We start from the raw sequence: 24,403 nt of genomic DNA, 5'->3' as shown, positions 1-24,403 counted from the left end.
TTATCCCTATACTGTTATAGCATAACATCAAATAAAAAGTCTGTCTCACAAGGAAATCCTTGTGGACAGACTTTTTTAGTGTATGTCGGAAATGGAGAGGTTGTTTTTCCCCAATTCTTTTGATTTATATAATGCTTGGTCAGCTAAATCCATTAGCTCATCCAAAGATTGGGCATGGTCTGGGTAATAGGCAATGCCAATAGAGGCTGTTGGTGTAAAAAGATGGTCCTCTATCATCCAGCCTTCTGCTAATTCATCACGGATGCGACGAATAATATGCATAATTTGATGATGTCTTTTTTCTTGCTCTCTCGTTAAGCCTGTTAAGATGACAATAAATTCATCGCCACCTATTCGAATAACCATGTCGTGGCTTCGGACTGTTTTGTTCAAGCAACTGCCAAATCGCTGAATAAACGCATCGCCTGTGTCATGGCCGAAGCCATCATTTACTTCTTTAAAATCATCGCCATCTATATAGAGCATCGCCACACTAGTCTGATTTTCATTTGCTTCAGCCAGGATTTTTGGAAACTCCTTTTGTAAATAGCGCCGATTGGGTAGCTGTGTTAAAGCATCATGATAGGCTAGATACAGCAAATCATTTTCCCTTTCTTTGCGATGGGTAATTTCACGAGACACCATCATAATTTGCGAAACCTTTTCACGTTCAGGATCATGCACAACCGTGACATTCCCCTCCGTCCAAATCGGTGTCCCATCCTTCGCCTTCAGCAATAGCTCGAACTGTGAATCAGTTTGTCCTGTATAATTATTCAAGAATGTCTGCCATTCGCCCTTACTTTCCCGATCAATAATGTCACTGTAAAATTGTCCTTGTAGCTCTACATTTTCATAGCCCAAATAAATACCATAGGAAGGTGAAGCATAAATAATGATGCCATCTTCATTTGTAATCACAATTAAATCGTTTGTATTTTCCGTAATGAGTCGGAATGTACGTTCAATATTTTTTAATTCTGTGAACATTCTTTTCTTATCGGTAATATCATAGTTAATGGTTAAAATTTGTTCAATTTGACCAAACTCATTTTTTAATGGTACGATGGTTGCTTCTACCCAATAATCGGCATGATATTTTGTTCGATAGCAAAGCTCTCCACGCCAAATCCCCACCGTATCCAGCTTACTTTCGATTATTGGTAAAAGGTTTTGCCCACGGAACCGAGGTTCAATTAATGCGTAGGGCTGACCGATTAACTCCTCAGCCGTGTAGCCAGAAGCCTGTAAAAACATATCACTCACTTCAGTGATGTTGCACTCATGATCTAATACAGCAATGGCCGTAGCTGAATTTAATGCAGATTTAAATACTTCTAGCCCATGAGACTTCGAGCGTAGTTCTGCTTTTTGTAAAGTAAATTGTGTAAAATCTTGCATAACAAGAAATATGGCAAAGGAATTATCGTCCTGCATCACCGGTGATAACGACAGCAAATACATGCGTTCCTGCTGGTCCAATGTATGCAATTTAATAAACTTTTCACCCACATTTTCTCCTCGTGCAGCTTTTTGTAAACAAACTTGAATTTGTTCCACTTCTTCTTTTGGAATAATCGGTAAATCCACAAACATTTTTTGTTTGACCGTTTCATTATCTAGTTGAAAATCTTCCATAAAGCTTGAATTCACTTCGTATACTATGCCCTCAGCCGATAAAATGACCGTAGAGAAAAAGGCATGATCAAACATGGACCGCATAAATAAAAATTTATCTTCAATACTGCGGTCATAAAGTATTTCCTTCGTAATGGCTAATATATAGTCTTCATTCTTATATTTTAACGGTCTGACGGATGTTTCATATTTACGAACCTCCGACTGAACATATGCATAATCTACATAGTCAACCTGTTTATGTTCTCTAATTGCCTCATGATAATTTTTCTGAATGATCGAAAAATTACGCTTTGAGGTAACGGCCGAAATCATTTTGCCAATCGCCTCATTCGATAACAGATCTCGAGCTGCTTGATTTAAGCGAATATATTGATAATCGTCCCCAACTTTTTTCACGAGAAAAGCAAAATCCTTGCCAATAAATAATGAATTAAAGAAATCTTCGCTTAAAATATACTCCATGCTGTCACCTCCAGAAAAGCCATTGCCGTCATGATAGAAATGTTCATATGTATGTTTCATTAGATCAAAATTAATACTACTATTATAACATAAAAATAAAAAATTACCTTTCTAGAATCATAAAAATTATATCCTTTTTAGGATATTTTTTGGTATATTACCTATTCTAGCAAGTCTCTATTCCTACTAAAGGATTAGATAAATGATTAATATTAGATAAAATTGATAGGATAGGCTTAATGCTAAAAAACAACAATATTATTGATAATCTCATTTCTTTTGTCGGAATTTACTGACTATTAAACTCAAATTTTGTTTTTTTACGAGCAAAATGATTGCATCAAACAGATTATATGTTATATTATATTTAAAAAACTAGCCTTTTTTCGGTATGGTCGAAATCAGTAAGACAGCGGGAGATTATGGAATATCATAGTTATAACGTCTAGTTCTTTGGGTTTTAATTCCAGTACGAATTTTAGTTTTCTTCTTTATGCTTCAACGGAATTGTTTTAACTACCCTAGTAAAGGAGGCGTTTCGTATGCTTAAACATCGAGACCTGCATGAATGTACAGAGCTTTATGAGCTATTATCACACCCTTCTGTATTCCCTTTTGTCCGTCAAAAAGCCACATCTGCTGATGAATATTGGTTTATGACAAAACAACTGATTGAAGAGGAAGCGAGAGGACTCGCTATCTCGAGGACCATAACTGATGATTGGGGTCAACCAATCGGCACCATTAGTATTCACGATGTGGAGGACGGTGCAGGCTTTCTAGGAACGTGGATTGGACTCCCTTACCAAGGTAAAGGTTATAATCAAAAAGCGAAAATGTTATTTTTGAACGAATTATTTTTTGACTATAATTTCCATACGGTATTTCTCCGTATTCGAGTTGAAAATTTAAAATCACAGCGTGCTGCTTTAAAGCTACCTTATGTAGTGAACGCCAATGAAAGTCACCCAACATTATTAGCACAGGTCAATAGCGGTGAGGCACAATTTGATTTATTTAAAATTCCAAAAGATTTATTCTACCTAACAACGGCACATCAAATGCAAGAAGGCGAAGAGCAAGCAATGTAGTGTGCGATATAGATAAAAGAGAAGCTATAAGGTGTTGTCATTTTGACCTGCCTCATAGCTTCTTTTCTTTTCAAATAGCACTTATTTTTTGTAGCGTAAAATTAAGGACGCCATTTCATCTGGTGTTTTTGGTTTTTGCGTTTTTGCCATTGTCTCTACCATTGCCACTTTACGCTCTGTTAGTGTATGAACAGACTTCATGAAAGATTCCTTTGTCAACTCTTCTTCCTGTAACACTTCTGCATAACCTTGTTTTTTAAACAAGTTGGCATTTAAAATTTGATCCCCACGGCTTTTTTGCGCAGAGAGAGGTACTAATAGCATCGGCTTGTGAAGCGCTAAAAATTCAAAGATGGAGTTAGAGCCGGCTCGTGACACAATAAAATCTGCAGCATGCAATAAATCAGGTAACTCGGTTGTCACATACTCAAATTGCTTGTAGCCTGGCATCGCCTCCAGTGCTTGGTCATAGTTCCCCTTTCCACATAAATGAATGATGTGAAATTGCTTTAGAAGCTCTGGTAAGTTTTTACGCAATGCCTCATTTAGGACAACAGAGCCCAAACTTCCACCCATCACAAGCAATACAGGCTTTAATGTAGAGAAGCCGCAGAAAGCTAGCCCCCTTGCTCTTTCCCCCTCAAATAACTCAGGACGAATAATGGAGCCTGTGCAAGTCGCCTTTTCTTGCGGTAGATGCTTTAGTGTCTCTTCAAAAATCGTGAATACATGGGAAGCAAAAGGCAAGGCTATTTTGTTGGCAAGGCCAGGTGTCACATCGGACTCATGGATGACGACTGGCACACCTGCCAATTTCGCTGCCATCACAACGGGTACAGAGACAAACCCTCCTTTGGAAAAGATAACATGTGGCTTCACTTTTTTAATAATACGAAAAGCCTGCATCATTCCAGCAAGCACCTTAAACGGATCTGTAAAATTTTTCATCGAGAAATAACGACGCAATTTACCACTCGCAATGCCATAAAACGGAACATCGGGGAACGCCTCGCCAATTAATTCTTTTTCAATACCCTGCTCAGAGCCAATATAGTGGACATCATAACCAAGTTCAAGTAAAGACGGGAGTATCGCTTGGTTTAACGATACATGGCCAGCTGTCCCACCACCGGTTAAAATGATTGTTTGTTGTTTCACACAAATTCTCCTATTCCTTAAAACCATTGTAGTTAGCACTACTTTTTGTTTACAGTGTTCTATTTTACTATATGCGGAGGAAAAGATATAGATGAAGCATGAAAATTTCAGCTTTTCTCTCTTTACATATGCTATACTTGTTCATTATGTTCATGAAGGAAGTAGAAAATATGTATCAAACATCCACAATTAAGGAAAAATACGCGCTACTCTTAAAAATGATTGTCCCTATTTTAGTGACACAGGTAGCCATTTATCTTATTTCATTTTTTGATATTTTAATGTCCAGTCGCTATGGGACGGTTGATTTAGCAGGTGTCTCGATTGGTTCCTCCATTTGGATGCCGATTTATACAGGACTATCAGGTATACTTCTTGCAATTACCCCCATTGTCTCACAGCTTGTCGGAGCCAAAAAAGAGATGGATGCAAAAAAGGCAGTCCAGCAAGGCATTTATGTTGCGATACTGCTGGCAGTCCTTATTTTTACAGGACTCTTCTTTGGCATCGATTGGATACTTAGCAAGATGAACTTAGAATCTGCTGTACATACCATTGCAAAAGGCTATATCTATTCGATGTGTGCTGGTCTTTTGCCACTCTTCTTATTTTTTGTTATGCGTTGTTTTATCGATGCCCTTGGCCAGACACGTGTCACAATGATCATTACCTTAATGACGACGCCGATCAATATCGTGCTGAACTATATCTTTATTTTCGGCAAATTCGGTGCACCTGAGCTTGGTGGCATCGGGGCTGGTGTAGCTACAGCGATTACATACTGGCTAATATTCCTGATTACTGTATGGATTATCGCCAAACGAGTACCGTTCGAACGCTTCCGTCTGTTTCATGACTGGCCTAAGCTTGAATGGCTTCGTTGGAAGGAAATTTTATTGATTGGTGTACCAATCGGCATTTCCCTATTTGCAGAAACGAGTATTTTTTCTGCCGTTACCATGATGATGAGTAATTTTAGCACAGAAATTATCGCAGCCCATCAGATTGCCATCAATTTCACCTCCCTGTTATACATGGTGCCGCTCAGTATTTCTATGGGCGTCACGATATTAGTAGGTTTTGAGATTGGGGCGGGTCGCATGCGAGATGCTCGTATGTATAGTTATCTATGTGTCGGCACTGCCATTTTATTTAGCTTTATTTCTGCTTGCATCTTATTTATCTTACGTGAGCCTGTAGCCCATATGTATACGACTGATCAGATGGTTCTTGAGTATGCCGTACAATTTTTAGTCTATGCAGCCATTTTCCAGCTATCTGATGCGATTCAAGCACCTGTACAAGGGGCATTAAGAGGCTATAAGGATGTCATGATCACATTTATCATGGCCATTATCTCTTACTGGGTGATTGGCTTGCCAGTTGGGTATACCCTTGCTACGCATACAGATTTCGGCCCGTTTGGCTATTGGATTGGACTTGTGGCAGGTTTAACAATGGGCGCGATTACCCTATTAATCCGCCTGCTGATTGTTCAAAAAAGAGTCACAGTCTAACGACAAAAATCGCTTTTCTCCAACTTGAGAAAGGCGATTTTTTAACGTAGAACACCTGTACGAATGATTTTCACTTGAACAGACGGCACTAGCTGTAAGGAAGCATATTCAGCATGCCAGTCTTCTTTGAACATTTTCGGGTGATAAGCGCGAATATAGCGACCAATTCCTAATGTATCAGACTTTTGATTCTGAAGAATACGAATAACCTCCTCAAACTCAGCCTGCACATGCTCTTGAATCATTTGTTGAACATCCTTAAAAATCGGGTCTTTATATAAATGATCTTGGGCGAATTCTTCGATTTCCACCTCGACTTGGTAATCCATCGTTATTCTTCTTAGTTCCTCATTCACTGTCCATTTACGCTTTATATGGATGACATTTGCTGTAATCGGCATTTCTTTCCCGTCATGCTTCCACATATAGCTCATACGTGCTTGTTTGTTCGATTGATTCATTAAGATAAGCATGATGAGCGATTGTTTTGGTGTTAATACTGTGCCTGTAAACGTTTGACCTGAAAACAAGGCTAATCCAGCCACCACAGCATGTTGTTTATCCTCACTTAGCTGGAAATAAGGAAGTACGATATCAACGGTCTGTTCAAATAGCATGGAGCCAATCGTCTGTAAATCTAATTTCGGAAAAAATGTATTTTCCTCTGTGCTTTCGATAAAGCGTTCATAATAGGAGCCGGCACTTCCTGCTAAATCCTTTGTTAAGTCAATATATGGTTTGACATCCCCCTCTGTTATCGCCACTTTAATGGAAATCGGATTTTTAGGATCGCGAAAATATATGTCCAAGACATCATAAATGGGTTTCCTCACCGTATAATCGGCTATTAGGATGGTTGATAGCTCCGATAAATCCAGTGTTTGCTCAACTTTCAAATTGGCATTCGTGCGCACGTCTCTCGGTGAAATCCCGTCCGCTTCAATCACTTCATTTTGCTGAGTTGTTGTATTCGGATAGGCATAATAACCTTTATAATCCCCAACATATCCTTCCACACCAACGAGCGTCACAACAGAAGCGTTTTTATAAAGGCGTTCATCCCAACAGCCAGCCACTAGTACTATAGATAAGATGATGATACTCCCTTTACGAAACACGTTTTCCCCTCCATTTATTCCAACACATAATGATTATTGGTAGTAGAAAAGTAAACACTAGTAATACATAGTGTAAAGAATTTTTGATAAACTCAATTTGTTGAAATTGCATTACAAAGAGCGGTAGAATCGCTAGTAAAAGATGGTAAATGACAATACTCCGCTTCGGGTGCTTCCTCTTTTTAGAAAAATATAGCACGCGAAAGGACAGACCAAAAATCATGACCGTGACAATAGACCACGATAGCCAAATATAGACGAAGAAAATATCAAGTCTTTTAACAAATGTCACTTCCTGTGATTTTAAAATATACATGATTGGCTCTGGAATCAGTTTAATTTCCTCTAGGGCAAAGAACATTTGCGTAAAAAGCACGGAAATCATATAAAATACAAAAAGGACCAATTGGTAGATGAATAAAGGCCGACCTTTCACTTGTGTATCTTGTTTTAGAAACGGTCGATAAATAAGGTACATTTCAATTCCAAAAAAAGCATAGGTACTATGAATCAAGCCCGCCATGATTAGTTTCGTATTGTGCCATTCAACGGGAAAAAGATTACTCCACGTTAAATCTGGAACAGCAAGCATTAAAAAGATCACGAAGAGGAAAATGATAGGTATGAGCATGACACCAATGTTGATGACCGTTTCTGGTCTTACAAGATTGGCATACAAGGACAGCCCTACAATCATCCCAACTACAAGCCATTCAGGTGTTTGTGGTAAGACCCATGTGGCTAAAACATACCCCATATAGGCAATCAATACAGCGTTTAAAACTAGCCAATAGATTTGATAGACCCAGCGAAAAAATCCATTTAAATAGAAATACGGATAATACTGTTCAAACAAGCATAACAGGCCATAATGAATGACACTCGCTAAAATAAAAACAACCCAAGCACTGTGTTGACTGTAAATGATTAATGGTGTTTGGAAGGCAATGTAGACAACACCTGTTTGAATGATAAATAGTAGTAAAAAAAATTGCGCCTTGGATAAAGAAAAATTCATGGTGTATCCTCATTTTTTAGCTGTTCATCGTTCGGCGGTTGAAAGGAAGTGACTTGGACTGTTGGTTTAATGAATGGCCAGCGTAAAAAAATTTTAAACACTGCTTTCGGCTGAAAAGGTACGATGGGTGAAAAATACGGCTGTTTGATAGATGTTAAACTGATAAGATGAATGAGTAAAATAACAATCCCCACGACAATCCCTAAAAACCCAAACAATGAGGCGAGTACCATAAACGGAAAACGTAGCATACGTATCGTACTATTCAATTCAACAGATGGCACAACATAGCTTGAAATAGCCGTTAGGGCGACGACAATGATCATTAAATTCGACACTAACCCCGCACTAACGATGGCATCTCCTATTACTAATCCCCCGACGATTCCAATCGTTTGCCCAACCGATTGTGGCAAGCGAATACTCGATTCACGAATAAGCTCCATAATAATCTCCAGTATGAGGGCTTCGATTAGTGGTCGATAAGGAATATCGTTGACATCATTTTTCACTTGATTACTTAATTCTAAGGGCAGTACCTCAAAGTGAAAGCTAATCACTGCTATATAAAAAGCTGGTAAAAAAACCGCCGTTATAAACGACAGCAAACGGACTATTTTATAAAAGGTACCAACGACAACCCGACCATTGTAGTCATCGGGTGTTTGGTAGAAAGAGAAAAACGTCACAGGACCAATTAAAGCAGAAGGGGAAATATCGGTCATGATCACAACCTTGCCCTCCACTAGATTAGCTACCACCCGATCCGGATGCTCTGTATTTAACAATTGAGGAAATGGCGATAGCACCGAATCCTCTAAGGCATCACTTAATTGACCAATACTATAAAAATAGTCGATTTGAATCGCTGCAATTCGCTTTTCAATCTCCTGTAAGGTCTCAGGCTGTATAACCCCATCCATATACAGATAATAGGCTTTTGTTTTGGTTTGATGACCAATCGAGAAAGATTTTACGACAAGGGCAGGATTATTCACTCGCCTTCTTATCAAGGCTAAATTGGTATCCGCTCGCTCAATAAGCCCCTCATGGGAGCCACGAAGAATATGTTCGTTAATCGGCTCTTCGAGATTTCGACGTACCTCATTAATGATGTTGAGTGTCAGCATCTCACCCGTGTCAGGCAAAATCACGAGTGTTTCACCCTGGCAAACTCGTTCAATCGCTTGTGGCAAGGAAAAACTTTGCAATGTCGTAAGTAAGGTTTCACTCCAAAAAGGTTTTTCTGTATCTAAACGTGCATAAATCGTATCCAGTATTTTTTGAACTTCTTTCGCATCAACTAGAGAAGCGTAAAAGCATAAAATAGCCGTATTCCCTTCATGCCAATCTATTTGTCTGATGGTCAAATCCGAGGAATGGTAGAATGCCTTTTGCAGGCTTTTCATCATATACTTCACTTTATCCATAAAACGCCTCCTCTACTGGAGAGTATAAGCATTTTTCTTCTATTTCAAACGCGGAGCTAGCGGGATACAATGCCATGAAAAAAGATGCCCTTAAGAACAAATGGGCATCTTCATGATATGCTATTTTTTAAAATAAGCTTCGATATCCTCATACATAAAGGGTGTTCCCTCTATTTTTTCATGGTTATTATGCAAGGTTGTCATTCGATTGATGATCGGGGCTAATTTCCCTTCATCCTCCTGCGTCAAATTGAAGGCGACCCCATAAGAGTAGATTTGATATTTTTCTTCTAAAGTCCATCTAAATGTACCCTCTAAGTTAAATGATTGATTCATCAAAATAAAGCTAAATTTAAACTTCATCGTTTGATTAACTGGTAGCTTTAAAGAAGAGCGAATCTTCATGCCTCCTAAGCTAATATTTTCGATGATGATAGGGGTATGACCGATATTAATTTTTTGCTCATTCATTTCGATAATCGTCATGAAGCCCTTCACATAGGCTGGGAATTGGAAGCGGTAATATTTGCGTCTCTCCACCACGGGTTTTTTATGAGCAATGGCTTTTGGCGGTGTTAAAACGCCTTGTGCCAGCATTTTTTCAAAGGCTTTTGCAGGGACTGCCTTCGCATAGATGCTGCCTTGCACATAATCACATTCTTGTTGCTTTAAAAAGATAAATTGCTCGTAACTTTCGACCCCTTTTGCCACTACCTGAATACCGAGCATTTTTGCTAAATAAATTGTTGTGGAAATGAGTCCATTTTCAATCGGACGATCATGACGAATTTCACGAATAAACGCTTCATAGATATGGAGTGTCGTTGGTTGGAATGTTCGCAATGATTCTAAGGATGAGTAGCCTGTTCCAAAATCACCAATGGCAATTTTGACACCGATTTCTTGCAGTTCCTTTAAAACGGTCATCACACTTGTACTATTTTTTAAGATGGTACTTTCGGTAATCTCGAACTGTAAATAATGCGCGTCAATCGAATTGATCTGTAATTGCTCTTGTACAAACTGAATAAAGCCCTTTTTCATCAAACGAATCGGCGATATATTAATGCTAATTGTTCGCAACACATGTCCTTGCTGTTTCCAGTGCTGTAACAAAGTACATGCTTTTTTAATCACCCAATCTGTAATGATATGAATCATATGGTTTTCTTCCGCTAATGGAATAAATTCACCAGGTGATACAAGGCCCCATTCTTTATGATGCCAACGGATTAACGCCTCTGCCCCATAAATAATCCCCTTTTGCGGTTCTACCAATGGTTGAAAATATAACTCAAATTCCTCATTTAACATTGCTTGTCGCATATCGCGATCTAACACGTAATGCTTATAGGAAGTAATATCTTCGGTAAAGGCATAAATATGAAAGCGATTCCTTCCCTGCTGTTGCGCGTAGCACAAAGCAGAGTACGCATTTTCTAACAAGATGTTTCTCGTTAAGCCTTCCTCTGGATAAAAAGCAATGCCAATGCTAGCAGATAGGTGCAGGCGATAGTCATTAATGGAAAGAGGTGTTTCAAAAGTTTTCAGCAAACGGCTAGCCAATGCGTAAATATGCTGCTTGCTCACATATTTTTTAATGACAATGATAAAATGCTGATTGTCTAGGCGTGCCATGTAACTATGATCATCGGTTAGCGTTGAAAAATAGTTGGTCACCGTTCGAAGAAGCTCATCACCAATTTTCGTACCGAGCGCATTATTTAATACATGAAAGCGATTAATGGAAATATATAATAGCGCGAAGGGTTCGCCAGCTACGCATAAGGTATCGACTTTATCATGCAAGCTCAACCGATTCGGTAAACCAGTTAATTCATCATAATACACTAAATAATTCAGCTTCTTTTCCCGTTCGATCTCCTTTGTAATATCGGTTACTAAGCCGAAAATATGGTTCACCTCGCCCTCCTCATCTAGTCTTGGCACAATTTGTTCCAATAACCACTTGGTCTGGTTATCACTTGTGAGTATACGATAAATCACTTGATAGCTCTTGCCTGAAGCGAGATGATCCGTATACGCTAATACTTCCTCACGATGAGCAGGATGAATCATATTAATCCATACCTCTGAGTCTTCGTAAAGCTTGGCTAACGGAATCCCTAAAATGCCCTCTAGTCCTTTAGAGGCGAACAGCATATTCCCCCTAATGGAATCTCGCATCCAAATCCCTGCATCTAAATTGTCAAAGATAGAATGGTAATTGGCTAGTGTGTCATTTAACGTTTGCTCAAGTAGTTTGAAAGCCGTTTCATCTTTGACAACCCCTATCATCTTAAAGGGCTTGTCATCCTTCCATATCACTTCGGCAGCCGCTTGTAAAAAACGCAGGTCATTGGTTTTACCGTGATAAATTCGAAAGTCACTGTCAAAATTAGTCCCTTTCCGTGCATGATTAAATGCATCGTAGGTCCTTTCATAATCATCTGGATGAATGAACTGGAACGCGCGATCAATGCCATCATTATCTGAACGCTCAAAGCCAAAGATATGATAAAAATTATCCGAGCAATACAGTTTGTCATGCTGAATAAAGTACTCCCAGCTCCCAACTGCCGCAATATGCTGGGCGTAATTCAAATGCTTCTCATGGAGCATTAACTGATGCTTCATGGCTGAATAAGTGGACATATCTTCAATGATTAAATAGAGCCCCTCCGCCTGATTATCATCATTTTTGATCGGTATAAACGTCAGCACGAGGCTTAGATTTTGTCCTTGATGCTGTAGCCTTTCAATATCAATTTTGACCAATTTTCCTCGTAATGTTCGATTGAACGCTCTTTTTAACCGTTTATAATCTGCCTCGGTCAGAATTTTCTTAAAATCCTCTGCATGACTAGGTCGATATTGTAATAGTTGATAGAGTGCCTCTTGATTCACATAAATAATTTCACCATCTGCCGAAAACACAATCATCATATCGGGGTGATACTTGGCAAAGGACATGGCATATGAAAACAAACGATGGTCTTGAGCTGTAGCCAGCGCAATCGTATGCGTACTTTCTTCTTTTGTAAAAAATTGCTTTAATAAATTCGGCTTTTTCATCCATCTCACCTCTCCCTACTTTTTACCCACTACTTATTTATCAATTCCCCCAAAATACATTTTAAAAACTATTATTTTAAAAAGAGAAATAATTATTTCACCGACCTTTTTCCGCTGAGGAGGCGCTCCTTCTATGGAGGGTGACTATTTTTGATTGGAGGGCGCTCTTTTTTGATTGGAAGACGCTCCTTTTTGAGGTAGAAGCGCTCTTTTCATCAGGATAACCGCTCCTTTTCTAGGCGAAAGCGCTCTTTCTATCAGGATAGACGCTCCTTTTTGAGGTAGAAGCGCTCTTTTCATCAGGATTCACGCTCCTTTTTCAAAGGGAAGCGCTCTTTTCATTAAGATTCCCGTTCCTTTTCGAGGTAGAAGCGCTCCTTCTATTAGGATAGACGCTCCTTTTCTAGGCGGAAGCGCTCCTTCCATCAGGTTAGACGCTCCTTTTCTAGGTGGAAGCGCTCTTTTCATTAGGATTCACGCTCCTTTTCGAAGGGGAAGCGCTCTTTTTATTTGGATACACGCTCCTTTTTAATGGGGAAGCGCTCCTTCTATCAGGTTAGACGCTCCTTTTTGAGGTAGAAGCGCTCTTTTCATCAGGATAACCGCTCCTTTTCGAAGGGGAAGCGCTCCTTCTATCAGGATAACCGCTCCTTTTTGAGGTAGAATCGCTCTTTTTATCAGGATAGACGCTCCTTTTCTAGGCGGAAGCGCTCCTTCTATCAGGATAACCGCTCCTTTTCTAGGAGAAAGCGCTCTTTTCATCAGGATAGACGCTCCTTTTCTAGGTGGAAGCGCTCTTTTCATTAGGATTCACGCTCCTTTTCGAAGGGGAAGCGCTCTTTTTATTTGGATACACGCTCCTTTTCGAGGTAGAAGCGCTCCTTCTATTAGGATAGACGCTCCTTTTCTAGGCGGAAGCGCTCCTTCCATCAGGTTAGACGCTCTTTTTCGAGGAGAAAGCGCTCTTTTTATCTGGATTCACGCTCCTTTTCAAAGGAAAAGCGCTCTTTTCATTAGGATTCACGCTCCTTTTCGAAGGGGAAGCGCTCCTTCTATCCGGATATCCACTCCTTTTTGAGGTAGAAGCGCTCTTTTCATTAAGATTCCCGCTCCTTTTCTAGGCGGAAGCGCTCTTTTTATCTGGATTCCCGCTCCTTTTTCAGGAGGAAGCGCTCTTTTCATTAGGATTCCCGCTCCTTTTTCAGGGGGAAGCGCTCTTTTTATTTGGATTCCCGCTCCTTTTCTAGGGAGAAGCGCTCTTTTTATCTGGATAGACGCTCCTTTTTGAGGTAGAAGCGCTCCTTCTATCCGGATAGCCGCTCCTTTTTCAGAGGGAACCGCTCTTTTCATCAGGATTCACGCTCCTTTTCGAAGGGGAAGCGCTCCTTCTATCCGGATAGACGCTCCTTTTTCAGAGGGAAGCGCTCCTTCTATTTGGATTCCCACTCCTTTTCAAAGAAAAAGCGCTCTTTTTATTAAGATTCCCGCACTTCTTTATCATCAAGGTCACGCTTTTTTATAGTGATTCCGCAAAGCTCCTTTTACAGTATTTTTCCTTAGGGTACAACGATTAATTCCATATCCAGTAGCCATCGATCCATGGCTTGCTTCGGATAATAGACTTTCTTCCCTACCTTCACATGAGGGATTTCGCTTATGTAACTATTTGATCCATTTGGGATTTCTGTTAATTTTAGCACTTCCACTACACGAATTCCTAAATAATCAGCGGCCTCTTCTTGTGACAATAGCTGGTGTTGCACGGGTTCTTTTGGTTGCTCCCTTAAACTAGTAGCGATGAGCCAGCTTCCTATCACAAAAGAGATGGCCAATGAGAAAATCGCGATGGCTATGCTATATTGTTTCAATTCTATCCCCCCTTTCTCATCAAATTTTACCATTAAATCAATAAAAAAAGATGCTCTATAAGCCTTTACAGACTTGTAGAGCATCTTTCTATTAATAAATGATTATTTTTGGATAAATTGTTGTGTCCAGTAGTTACCTGTTTTCACGTAACCTACACCGATGTGCGTAAATTTACCGTTTAAAATGTTCGCACGGTGTCCTGGTGAGTCCATCCACGCTTGTACTACTTCTTGTGGAGAACGTTGACCTTGAGCAATGTTTTCACCTGCACCTTTATATGCGATGCCTAAAGCTTTCATACGATCAAATGGTGAACCAAATGTTGGGCTCGTATGTGAGAAATATTTGTTTGTTTGCATATCTTGTGATTTTTCACGCGCTGCAACCATTAATTTCGCATCCGTTTGAAGTGGTGATAAACCAGCTTTTGTACGCTCAGCGTTTGTTAATTTTACTACTTCTTGTTCAAATGCGTTCACATCTGAAGTTGTTGTTGATGGTGTTGAAGTAGTTGGTGGTGTTGCTGGCTTTTCGTTTTGTGATGATTGATTATTATTTGGCTTTGTTGGTGTTGTATTATTTGTTGTTGGCGTCTCTTTAGATGGTGTAGATGCCTGTGGAAGTTTGACTGTCCACTTATGATTGTTGTTTGACCATTTATAATAATAAACTTTACAGTTCGTTGATTGCTGTACGGAATTCCCCTCTGTTGTATTTGCAGCAGCAGAAGCTATTTGAATTGGAGCTGCTAAAAGAAATGTTGCACAAATTGCTGTTAGTGTTTTTTTCATGTTTGCAATTCCTCCTTGTCTGCCACTAATCGTAAGGGATGATTTTCATTAAAATCTTACCAACATTTGCTAACATCGCCAACGAAGAAGAAAATGCGCGGAAAATCACGTTTTTTTCGCGCTATTTTTTAGCAGGTTTAACCAATCTATGAAATACTTACGTTTGAAAGAGGGTTGACACCCCTCTTAAACTAGTAGATATTTTCGAAAACATGAATAAAAAACGCATGTTTTATGCACTCGGTTTTTAACCTCTTTTTTTCATTGCTATCGTTGAATCGTCCTAGAGACAGCTAGTGTCGTAGCCTATTGCCAATCTTATATTACATTTATGTTACAAGAGCGTTACATTTCATTTACATAAAAATAAAACAACCTGCGTAAAACTACACAGGTTGTACATGGCAGAAATTCATAGGTTGCTTTCTTCTTCAATTCACCCCAATAACAGGTAATGCACCAACATTCTCTCCAATAATAACAAGTTTTGCTGGCATTTTTATATATTCTGGGAGCCATTGGACCATTCCATAAGCATATTGGAACAACATTGGGTTTTTGATGCCCTCAATCGGTACATAGCCTTTCATACGATAGATCGTTTCGGGTAATGCACGCACCCAATCCTCAAAATGCTCCTGTGTAAATTCCTGATCTGTGAAATCCACTACGCGGGAACCTAGCTGCATTGAGGCTATTGGCGCTTTGACAATGGCTGTTTTATCAATTTGTGTCGTTGCCTCTAAGCCTTCTAATAGGCTGAGCGGTACGCGTCCATTTGTTGTTTGCAAAATAAAAGCATGTGGGTTCAAGCCCTGCAGTTCATAGACGACCTGCCCTTGCTCTGCCTCTGTTAATAAATCGGTTTTATTTGCTAATAAGAGGTGTGCGTGGCGAATTTGCTCCATAAATAAAGAGCGCACTTGTGGTGTTAATGTATCACGGTGTAGCCAGAGCTTAGAATCAGCCACGGTGATAATGCCTTTGACATTGAGCTGATCTGCAAATAGCGGTGAAAAAACAGCATCCAATGCTTCTACAGGATGTGCTGCGCCTGTTGTTTCGATAATGAGCACATCAAAATCACTATCTAATAGAAGAGATTGAATTTGTGCCTCCGTTTTTTCAGCACCAGAACAGCAAATACAGCCCTCCAGCATCTCCTTGAGCGGGATATCCTTCTCCACTGCCTGTGAGTCAAATGGCAGCTTCCCTAGCTCATTCATAATAACAGCAGGCTTGTATTTCTTTTCTTTTAGCTGGCGAATGACATCTGTCAGCATGGATGTTTTGCCACTCCCTAAAAAGCCACTAAATAGGTACACATCTTTCATTCTAGTTCCTCCTATAAAAAAAGCTGTCGCAGACGACTGCTGCGACAGCTACACTGTTAGTTTGTTGTTTCCTCCGTTTTTTCAGCTGTTCCTACAAGGAGCTCTTTCGCTTTTAATAACTGAGGATCATCGGCTTTCATTTTCGCACGTATAGCATCCATTAATGCATACGTTGTATTGCCTGTTAAAATACCTGTTTCTTCAAGATTACTCGCTGCTTGTAGTTCTTCTACTGCATGCGCTGTATTGTCATCGAAGATTCCATCTACTTCACCAGGCTCATACCCTAGCACTTGAAGCATCTCCTCTGCTGCTTTCACAGAGTCAGATTGTAGGCCTGTCTTCATTTCTAAAGAGGCGTTCAAGTATGGTAAAGAGGCATACGATGGATAACCAACTTTAACATCAGGCTCAATGCCTTTTTCATTAATCCAGTTGCCGTTTGGCGTTAACCATTTACCTGTTGTAAATTTCAGATTCGAGCCGTCTTTTAATGGTGTTACATTTTGGACAGTCCCTTTACCGAAGGATGTTTCACCTACAACTTTGGCACCGACTGATTCTTTTAATGCTCCTGCTAAAATCTCAGAGGCAGAGGCACTACCACTATCGACAAGTACTGTAATTGGTAGGTTATATTTTTTACCTGCAATGGCATTTGTAATTTGAGGCTCTGCATCTTTTTCTTGTACCTGCACAATCGCTTTTCCTTCTGGTACAAAGAAATTAGAAATATCGACAGCAGCCGTTAAATAGCCACCAGGATTTTGACGTAGATCTAAGACAATGCCCTTCATTCCTTTGCCTTCATACTCAGCAAGGATTTTTTCAAGCTCTTTGGTTGTTTGTTCACTAAATGATGTAATTTGAATATGGGCAATATTGCCATCAAGCATTTCACCATAAACGGTTTCTACTGGGATATCGTCACGAACAATGGTCATGTGAATAGCCTCTGTATTTTCGCCGCGTTTCACCGTTAATTTCACGGGTGTTCCTTTCTCACCGCGAATTAAGGCAACCGCTTCTGTTGCACTTAAGCCCTGAATGCTTTTCCCATCAACTGTTAAGATAATATCTTTTGGTAATAAGCCTGCCTTTTCAGCAGGAGAATTTTTGATAGGTGACACAACTGTAATATAACCATTACGTTCTTGGATTTCTGCACCAATTCCTTGGAAACTCGAAGATAAGCCAGAATTAAATTGATCTGCTTCTTCCTTTACCATGAAATCGGAATAGGGATCGCCTAATGCCTCAAACATACCATTGATCGCACCATCGACCACTTTTTCATCATCGATATCTTGGTAATAGTTATTTTTCAGTAAATCAAATGCTTCATATAATTTTGTAAATTCCTCTCGTTCAATCGGAACTTTCACTTCTACTACTTTCTTATCACCAAAGGTTAACGCAAAAATCGTTAAACCTGCCGTAATAAGAATCGTAAAGAACATTAGCATGATAAATTTAAACGGTTTTAGCTGTATAAATTGTCCTGCCGGCTTTATTTCAGCTGGAGTCGGCTCCTGCTGCTGTTCTGTACTTTCTTTTTTCTGTTCATCCATCTTGATTGTCACCACTCTCATTTACACTAACTTGTTGTCACACTACTACCATCTTAACAGGTTATCCAGAAGACGAAAAGAAAAAGACTGTCAAAGTTTCATGACAGACCTTGTCCTATCATGCTTCATTCTAACGAGCATTCCAGCACCTATTCACCCATCATACTACTAAGTTTAGGCATATTATGGTACTGCCTTTTAATTTTACTCATTTCCTAGTAGCAGTCAACAAAAAACTCAAAGAATCATAGAAATGCTATAAGAATATAACGTGCCAGTGTCTCAAAAAGTTGCAAACAATCAGGAATTATTCAAGAGATTTTGCAGTTTTTTATAAACGGAATGCACGGTTAATCGATGGAAGGAAATCAATTGTCCTTTATAAACCACTGAAAAAATACCATATGGCGTCGGTGCTTTCTCCATCAGCTCTTCTCTCGTTTGAAGATCCACCAACTCTGGCAGCAACCCTAATTTTTTCGCAGCTAGTTGAATATTCTCCGTGGCAACGTCTACATAAGGACATTGAAAAGAACGTAAAATCGTTAAATGAGGAAACCTCGTTAATCGTTCCTGCCAATTATCAGGAAAGTATGGCAGTTCAACGCCTTCATGAAATGGAAACACCCATAATTCAAAAGCATCGAGTGCTGTTGCAATAGGTTGAAATTGGTGTTGTAAAAATAAATCCTTGCTTGGCGTCCAGGAAGTTTGGTCATTGGTGATGACCACCACTCCCTTTTTCCCACGTTCCTTGGCATCCTCTAAACATCTCTTCAATAATTGTGTACCATAGCCCTTGCCTACTGCACTTACCCATAAACAATGAATCACCACATAGCCATCTGCATGCACAACCCTTGAAGAGTATTCCGCATCTGTATATTCTATAAAACCTACTTGCTTTTGATTTTCAAGCACTTGTATGTAATGTAAGCCCTTTTCAAATTGTTGATTAAGCCATTTGTTTTTGTTTTGATAGCCCACTGTTTTCTTCTTGCTTCGTAAACAATAGCTGCCCATTCCCTCTAGCAGCTCACCATTCATTTCAATCAGCTCTACTTGCGCCATGGCTATTCCCCCCCAATACGTTCATTGTGCTAATTTTACCATTTTTAGTGATTCATTCAAATACAATAGGAATCGCCTTTTCACTTGTTGCCGCATATGATGCAAGTAATGACAAACGTAAGGAGGCAGAAAAATGGGAAGAAATAATAAACAGAACCAGGACAATGATTCAATGGATATTTATATCGCAAAGTTAGCCTATATCGGCACAGCCATTTCAACGTTAGGGGATGGCATACAGACCATCGCAGCTGGTCTAGCCCTAGAGTCACTACAAAATGCGAAGAATGATTCTTCTCCAACAAATAATGGTAATCAAACAGCCAAAGTCGATCACATGCAGATGCAAATCGATTATTTAATTGCTGAGCTGAAGCAAATCAAAAAAATGTTAAAATAACCTTTACATAAAGAGTAGTGCTGAAGATGGATCACTTCAACACTACTGTTTTTTTTCCATTTTCTTATTTGTCCTTTGGATTTCCAATAATTCAGAAACTGTCACAAACTGGTAGCCCTGTTTTTCAAGCTCTGGTAGGATTTGCTCCATTGCCTTGACTGTTTGTGCTCGGTTTCCCCCACCGTCATGAAAGAGTACAATATTGCCTGCCTTTACACCTTTTAATACCGTACTCACGATGCGATTGACACCAGGGCTTTTCCAGTCAAGTGTATCTAAATGCCAGGACCACATCACAACTTTATAGCCTTCTTTTGCGATGGCATCAATCATCGCATCGGTATATTGTCCTTCTACTGGTCGAAATAATGTTGGCTGATAGCCTGTAATGCCTGCAATCACTTCATCTGTTTGTTGTATTTCCTTCATTAAATTAGGTACATTTGTCTTGAAAGGGTGTGTAAAGGTATGATTGGCCAATTCATGTCCTTCTTCATACATTCTTGTAATCAGCTCAGGATTTTTTTCCGCATTTTGACCGACAATAAAAAAGGTTGCTTTCGCATGGTATTTTTCCAATACATCCAGGATTTCTGCTGTATATTTGCGATGTGGCCCATCATCAAATGTTAAGGCAATGATTTTTTCATCTGTCTGAATTTCCCAAAGAATTTGACCTGCTTCCTCATAATACTTTCTTCCTTTATTTTCAGAAGAACTCACTTTTACATAAAAAAGCGACACCGTGATGAGACTAATTGGTAGTAAAAACAATAAAAACTTTTTCACATGTTCACGTCCCCAAATAATTTTTCGTACCTTATTATTTGAGGATTTCATAAAAAAATGCCTACGTTTCGCATTCATCCATTAAAATTTGCTGGTGGATATGATGTTCCAAATGTTGTATATACTCTTCAATCAACCATCCCAAAGTCCTTTGTTGCTGATTGATCATACATGGAAGAGCCAATGTCTCTTCAGCTAGGTGTTCCAGCACATACATGATTTTTTTGTTTAAGCTTGTCCATAACAATAAGATATCTTCTATTGGTAATTCCTGATAGCCCTGTAACGCGACCCATTGTACTTGGTCGTATGTAGTCACTACATAGGGTGAAGCTTCATACTGAATTTGAAGCAATCGTTCAAGATGGACGATAGCCGCATCACATAAATGACCGATTACCTCCTTTTTGAACCATTTTTTCGGAGCAGGTCGTTTTGTACTTTCCACTTCTGTCATGACATGAAATACTTCTGGCACTTTTATAAGCCAATAATGTAATTGATCAACGGTCTTTTGCATGAAGGTCACTCCCTTCGGAATCAATGATTACGTAATAATCCAATAAAGCAATCACCGCCTGCACTCGCTTATGTTCGAATTCAATTTTAAAGGAAATCCATATAATGACGACATGAAAACTCAAGACGGCTAATGCGACGATTTGGACAAGTGACATGCCTAACAGGAGCTTACTATTTATGGTGATAACTATGAACGTAAAAACGGATAGAATGACACCACTCATTGTAATGAACATGGGCTTCATACGTAGTATCTCATTTGCCTGTGCTTTTAACAGATGGACGATAAATCGCAGCTCCTGCCTTGTATATTGTTGCTGAAAAATAACAAAATAGGACTGATACACATCTTTATCAAGCTTTTTATGCAGTATATTTTTATGCATCTTTAGGACAAATTGATCACAAAAATCGTGCGCCAACGCTTGCTCTGGCTTTAACTGCTCTTCATTTTTTTCAATAATGGCGACCCTCAAACCTCCTCACCCTCTCATCATTAAAACTTTCACTCCATTCACTATATGAAGGAAAGAGAGTCGTGTAGTACGTTATCAAGCAAAGTCATTTATTATTGATTGTCTTTTCGCCGTCCTCTACTCAATCCGAAAATAGCTGTTGCGAAAACAAAAACCGCCGTACAGAGCCACATTGTCAACCCATTCCAAGCACCTTTAGCAATCGTACTATTCACCAATAGCGTTATTTGCATGATACAAATGGCGATATAAAGCATAAATGTGTAATTCAACGGAGCACCTCCATTTTTTTATGATCCAAACGCAAAAACAAGATCTGTTTCACAAACGACTTCTCCATCTACGGTGGCAATTCCTCTACCTTTCCCAACTGCTCCCTTTACTCGTGTGATGTCTACCTCAAGACGCAGCTGATCACCAGGCTTTACTTGTTTCTTAAAGCGACAATGATCAATTCCTGCCAATAAGCCTAAACGCCCCTCATTCCCTGCCTTTGTCAGCATAATTATTGCACTAACCTGTGCTAATGCTTCAACAATTAACACACCTGGCATCACAGGATACTGTGGAAAATGACCTGTAAAAAACGCTTCATTGATCGTCACATTTTTCATTCCAACTGCGCGCTTTCCTTCCTCTAATTCCATAATACGATCCACCAAAAGAAATGGATAACGGTGAGGCAAAATAGCTTGTATTTGTTGACCTGTTAACATATGAATTCCTCCAAAATATTTTTATACCCTTATTCTAACACTAAATATTAGTACTAGGTAATAAAATATAATTAGTAGTTTTCTGAATTATTTTTCATTATTTTTTCAATATTTCTTTATCGACAGCCACACAACAGCTAGAATATAATATTCCATGCATTCACCCTAGAATGATTAGTTTATTAGAATAGGATGGTTTCGCATGTTATCTTTTATCGCAATAGTTCTTTTATTATTTTTAATCCCAGGTCCTGCGGTGATTATTACCATTACGCAAACATTAAAAAGCGGGAAAAAGAATGGTATTTATACAGCTTTAGGCATCGGTCTCGGTGACTTGGTTCATACATTAGCGGCTGTTTTAGGTCTTTCCGCTATCTTGATGAAATCAGCCACTGCCTTTGAAGTGGTGAAATATATTGGTGTGGCATACCTTGTTTACTTAGGTATTCAGATGCTCCTTACAAAACCAAAGAAAATCGAACAACCGACTGTCGAACAAAGTCCTGCTAGTACGTCCTTCCGCCAAGGCTTTTTAGCAGAAATCCTCAATCCAAAGACGGCACTGTTTTTCCTTGCCTTCTTACCGCAATTTGTTCAGCATAACGAGCAATCTGTCACAAGCCAATTGCTAACACTTGGTATTACATTTGTCGTGATGAGTGCTTTATATACAATCCTACTAGCGGTTATGACAAGCTTCATTGGCGAAAAAATCTTTACGAAAACAAGCGGTAGCTCACGCTGGCTTGAAAAAACAGTTGGCTTCGTTTATATCGGTCTCGGTGTCCGTCTAGCATTACAGACACAAAGTAGATGAATTGGAGAAGAACACAAAAAAGTGTTCTTCTTTTTTGGCAGGAAAATGGAGAATTTTAGCCAATACATATTAAAAAGGAGGCTTGAACTTGAATCAACGCCAAGAAAATTTATTTCAGCAGTTAGCACATTACCGTAGCGAGTTACTCTATTTACTAGAGCATGTGTCAGAAGAAAAGGCAAACATCATTCCAGCTGGTTTTCATCATCATATTCGCTGGAATATGGGCCATATCTATCTCGATCAATATTTATGGATAGAGGCTTTAACAAAAGAAAAGGATGCGGAGCTAGACGTTTTCAAGAAATGGTTTGGTTTTGGTACATCGCCTATACATTTTGACGACGAAACGCCAACCTTTGAGGAGTTAAAAACGTATTTGGCTCAGCAGCCCTCTCATTTAAAGGAGCGATTTGGACATCGATTAGCTGAAGAATTCCCACCTATTGACATGGGTATGCAGACCATTGAACAAGTACTCCTACGCACCATCTTTCATGAAGGGATGCATTTACAAGCAATTTTAACCATTCATCGATGCCTAAACGAAGCAAAAGACCGCGTTTGATACTCGGTCTTTTGCTTACTTGTTTATTGATAGTTTTCGAGATAGTTTCCCTTCTCAAAAATTTCTTTCGGACTTAAAGCAGTCCACTCCTCTATCGATACATTGGGATGCAAATCAACATAGGATTTTACCATTTTATAGCCTTCACTGTAGCCATATTCATAGGGTAGACCATTTCCACCCCTAATTATTTCTAATGCACGAATCAGATTCCGCTTATCCAAATCTGCTGCAACATCTGACCAGTAAACTTTGTTGTAATCTAAATCAACTCGCGTAAAGTTCAAATCAGGATAAACTAATTTTTCAAACATCACTGCCCTTCCTTCAAATATGAGATGATCTAACACCGTCCCTTCACTACGTGGACGTTTTTCAGTTGCAACACTATAATGATATTCATGAGCTATAATTGCCCTGATAAATTCATCAGTATAATATTTATTATAGAGGGCTGTTATTTTACCTGCACCAATCGTTACCATATTCGCGTTAACATCTGTGGCTGGAAACACACATACCGTTGTTTCATTATTAGTTGGAAGAAATTCAGAAGATTTGAATAGACCCTCTTTGATACTCTTTTCAGTTGCTTCCCTATCAATTTTTTCGCTTAATAATTGATTTTCTTTCAATTGTTTGGGCGTGATATTCAACACTGTCTCAGCCATATTTATATATTCACCATTCTCAAAACATGCACTATAAACTGGATCAACGACCTCTTCTCGATAGATGTCCAATGGTGAACGATCTGGGTCACTTTCTACCTTTTCTGTATAGTTTTGAAAAAGCTCATAAGCATGAATTATTTTAAATGGTTGCTTTGTTTCAGGATGTTCAAATGAAACCGTGATACTTTCTACATCTGGTTTTTCATGGGAAGGCTTTTCTGTTTGTGCACAGGCACTAAGCATGAAGCATAGCATCATTAATACGACAAAACCCTTTACATAATTCATCCTT

General features: G+C 39.2%; 24 protein-coding genes. 5 read left to right on the top strand and 19 right to left on the bottom strand.

What is annotated here, in order from left to right; genetic code table 11:
- Positions 1–75: 75 nt before the first annotated feature.
- Complete coding sequence (locus tag MHB65_RS11910; protein WP_205443439.1) at positions 76–2,103, bottom strand: diguanylate cyclase; 2,028 nt, start codon at positions 2,101–2,103, stop codon at positions 76–78.
- A gap of 542 nt (positions 2,104–2,645) precedes the next feature.
- Between MHB65_RS11910 and MHB65_RS11905 the strand changes: the two genes are divergently transcribed.
- Positions 2,646–3,194, top strand: a complete 549-nt coding sequence (locus MHB65_RS11905) for a GNAT family protein (RefSeq protein ID WP_205443437.1) — start codon at positions 2,646–2,648, stop codon at positions 3,192–3,194.
- Between the two features lie 81 nt (positions 3,195–3,275).
- On the opposite strand, the gene MHB65_RS11900 is transcribed toward MHB65_RS11905, so the two are convergent.
- The gene (locus MHB65_RS11900) at positions 3,276–4,352 is read right to left on the bottom strand and encodes an undecaprenyldiphospho-muramoylpentapeptide beta-N-acetylglucosaminyltransferase (RefSeq protein ID WP_342443630.1); all 1,077 of its coding nucleotides are present in this window, start codon (positions 4,350–4,352) and stop codon (positions 3,276–3,278) included.
- A gap of 170 nt (positions 4,353–4,522) precedes the next feature.
- On the opposite strand from MHB65_RS11900, the gene MHB65_RS11895 reads away from it, so the two are divergent.
- Entirely contained in the window at positions 4,523–5,869 is a 1,347-nt protein-coding gene (locus MHB65_RS11895) for an MATE family efflux transporter (RefSeq protein WP_205443434.1), read from the top strand.
- A 41-nt stretch (positions 5,870–5,910) separates the two neighbouring features.
- Here the strand turns inward: MHB65_RS11895 and MHB65_RS11890 are convergent, their stop codons facing one another.
- From MHB65_RS11890 to MHB65_RS11840, 11 genes are all read right to left on the bottom strand, one after another.
- Positions 5,911–6,987 (bottom strand): Ger(x)C family spore germination protein, encoded by a 1,077-nt coding sequence (locus MHB65_RS11890; RefSeq protein ID WP_342443629.1) that lies wholly within the window; start codon positions 6,985–6,987, stop codon positions 5,911–5,913.
- A complete protein-coding gene (locus MHB65_RS11885; protein WP_342443628.1) occupies positions 6,977–8,005 on the bottom strand; it encodes a GerAB/ArcD/ProY family transporter in 1,029 nt (342 codons plus the stop codon). Before MHB65_RS11885 ends, MHB65_RS11890 begins: the two co-directional genes overlap by 11 nt.
- The gene (locus MHB65_RS11880) at positions 8,002–9,435 is read right to left on the bottom strand and encodes a spore germination protein (RefSeq protein ID WP_342443627.1); all 1,434 of its coding nucleotides are present in this window, start codon (positions 9,433–9,435) and stop codon (positions 8,002–8,004) included. The genes MHB65_RS11885 and MHB65_RS11880 overlap by 4 nt, the downstream gene beginning before the upstream one ends.
- 120 nt (positions 9,436–9,555) lie before the next feature.
- Positions 9,556–12,510 carry an EAL domain-containing protein gene (locus tag MHB65_RS11875; protein ID WP_342443626.1) on the bottom strand — a complete coding sequence of 985 codons (2,955 nt, stop codon included), beginning with the start codon at positions 12,508–12,510 and terminating at the stop codon, positions 9,556–9,558.
- Positions 12,511–13,038: 528 nt separating this feature from the next.
- On the bottom strand, positions 13,039–13,314 hold the full coding sequence (locus tag MHB65_RS11870; RefSeq protein WP_342443625.1) for a hypothetical protein: 276 nt from the start codon (positions 13,312–13,314) through the stop codon (positions 13,039–13,041).
- Between the two features lie 216 nt (positions 13,315–13,530).
- Positions 13,531–13,860 (bottom strand): hypothetical protein, encoded by a 330-nt coding sequence (locus tag MHB65_RS11865; protein ID WP_342443624.1) that lies wholly within the window; start codon positions 13,858–13,860, stop codon positions 13,531–13,533.
- Between the two features lie 206 nt (positions 13,861–14,066).
- A complete protein-coding gene (locus MHB65_RS11860; protein ID WP_342443623.1) occupies positions 14,067–14,378 on the bottom strand; it encodes a helix-turn-helix domain-containing protein in 312 nt (103 codons plus the stop codon).
- A gap of 102 nt (positions 14,379–14,480) precedes the next feature.
- Complete coding sequence (locus MHB65_RS11855) at positions 14,481–15,170, bottom strand: CAP domain-containing protein (protein ID WP_342443622.1); 690 nt, start codon at positions 15,168–15,170, stop codon at positions 14,481–14,483.
- A 431-nt stretch (positions 15,171–15,601) separates the two neighbouring features.
- Complete coding sequence (locus tag MHB65_RS11850; protein ID WP_342443621.1) at positions 15,602–16,504, bottom strand: CobW family GTP-binding protein; 903 nt, start codon at positions 16,502–16,504, stop codon at positions 15,602–15,604.
- Positions 16,505–16,560: 56 nt separating this feature from the next.
- Entirely contained in the window at positions 16,561–18,075 is a 1,515-nt protein-coding gene (locus tag MHB65_RS11845; protein WP_205443420.1) for a S41 family peptidase, read from the bottom strand.
- A 300-nt stretch (positions 18,076–18,375) separates the two neighbouring features.
- Positions 18,376–19,146, bottom strand: a complete 771-nt coding sequence (locus tag MHB65_RS11840) for a GNAT family N-acetyltransferase (protein WP_342443620.1) — start codon at positions 19,144–19,146, stop codon at positions 18,376–18,378.
- A 133-nt stretch (positions 19,147–19,279) separates the two neighbouring features.
- Here MHB65_RS11840 and MHB65_RS11835 point away from each other — a divergent pair, with 133 nt between their 5' ends.
- A complete protein-coding gene (locus tag MHB65_RS11835) occupies positions 19,280–19,546 on the top strand; it encodes a translation initiation factor 2 (protein WP_342443619.1) in 267 nt (88 codons plus the stop codon).
- A gap of 42 nt (positions 19,547–19,588) precedes the next feature.
- On the opposite strand, the gene MHB65_RS11830 is transcribed toward MHB65_RS11835, so the two are convergent.
- The 5 genes from MHB65_RS11830 to fabZ form a co-directional block, all read right to left on the bottom strand.
- Entirely contained in the window at positions 19,589–20,386 is a 798-nt protein-coding gene (locus MHB65_RS11830; protein ID WP_342443618.1) for a polysaccharide deacetylase family protein, read from the bottom strand.
- A gap of 10 nt (positions 20,387–20,396) precedes the next feature.
- Entirely contained in the window at positions 20,397–20,855 is a 459-nt protein-coding gene (locus tag MHB65_RS11825) for a DinB family protein (RefSeq protein WP_342443617.1), read from the bottom strand.
- Positions 20,839–21,333, bottom strand: coding sequence for a hydroxymyristoyl-ACP dehydratase (locus MHB65_RS11820; RefSeq protein ID WP_342443616.1), 495 nt, complete (start codon positions 21,331–21,333; stop codon positions 20,839–20,841). Before MHB65_RS11820 ends, MHB65_RS11825 begins: the two co-directional genes overlap by 17 nt.
- A gap of 92 nt (positions 21,334–21,425) precedes the next feature.
- The gene (locus MHB65_RS11815; RefSeq protein ID WP_342443615.1) at positions 21,426–21,605 is read right to left on the bottom strand and encodes a hypothetical protein; all 180 of its coding nucleotides are present in this window, start codon (positions 21,603–21,605) and stop codon (positions 21,426–21,428) included.
- Positions 21,606–21,623: 18 nt separating this feature from the next.
- Complete coding sequence (gene fabZ, locus MHB65_RS11810; RefSeq protein WP_342443614.1) at positions 21,624–22,049, bottom strand: 3-hydroxyacyl-ACP dehydratase FabZ; 426 nt, start codon at positions 22,047–22,049, stop codon at positions 21,624–21,626.
- A 202-nt stretch (positions 22,050–22,251) separates the two neighbouring features.
- Here fabZ and MHB65_RS11805 point away from each other — a divergent pair, with 202 nt between their 5' ends.
- Complete coding sequence (locus MHB65_RS11805; protein WP_342443613.1) at positions 22,252–22,869, top strand: LysE family translocator; 618 nt, start codon at positions 22,252–22,254, stop codon at positions 22,867–22,869.
- An 88-nt stretch (positions 22,870–22,957) separates the two neighbouring features.
- Positions 22,958–23,437: a DinB family protein gene (locus MHB65_RS11800; protein ID WP_342443612.1), complete on the top strand. Its 480-nt coding sequence runs from the start codon at positions 22,958–22,960 to the stop codon at positions 23,435–23,437.
- 23 nt (positions 23,438–23,460) lie between these two features.
- Here MHB65_RS11800 and MHB65_RS11795 read toward each other — a convergent pair whose 3' ends face one another.
- Complete coding sequence (locus tag MHB65_RS11795) at positions 23,461–24,399, bottom strand: DUF2268 domain-containing putative Zn-dependent protease (protein WP_342443611.1); 939 nt, start codon at positions 24,397–24,399, stop codon at positions 23,461–23,463.
- Positions 24,400–24,403 lie beyond the last annotated feature (4 nt).

This window comes from Lysinibacillus sp. FSL K6-0075, from assembly GCF_038592945.1.
Taxonomy (GTDB): Bacteria; Bacillota; Bacilli; order Bacillales_A; family Planococcaceae; genus Lysinibacillus; species Lysinibacillus fusiformis_F.
Note: the sequence above shows the minus strand (reverse complement) of the source record. Positions and strands in the feature narration are given on the sequence as shown.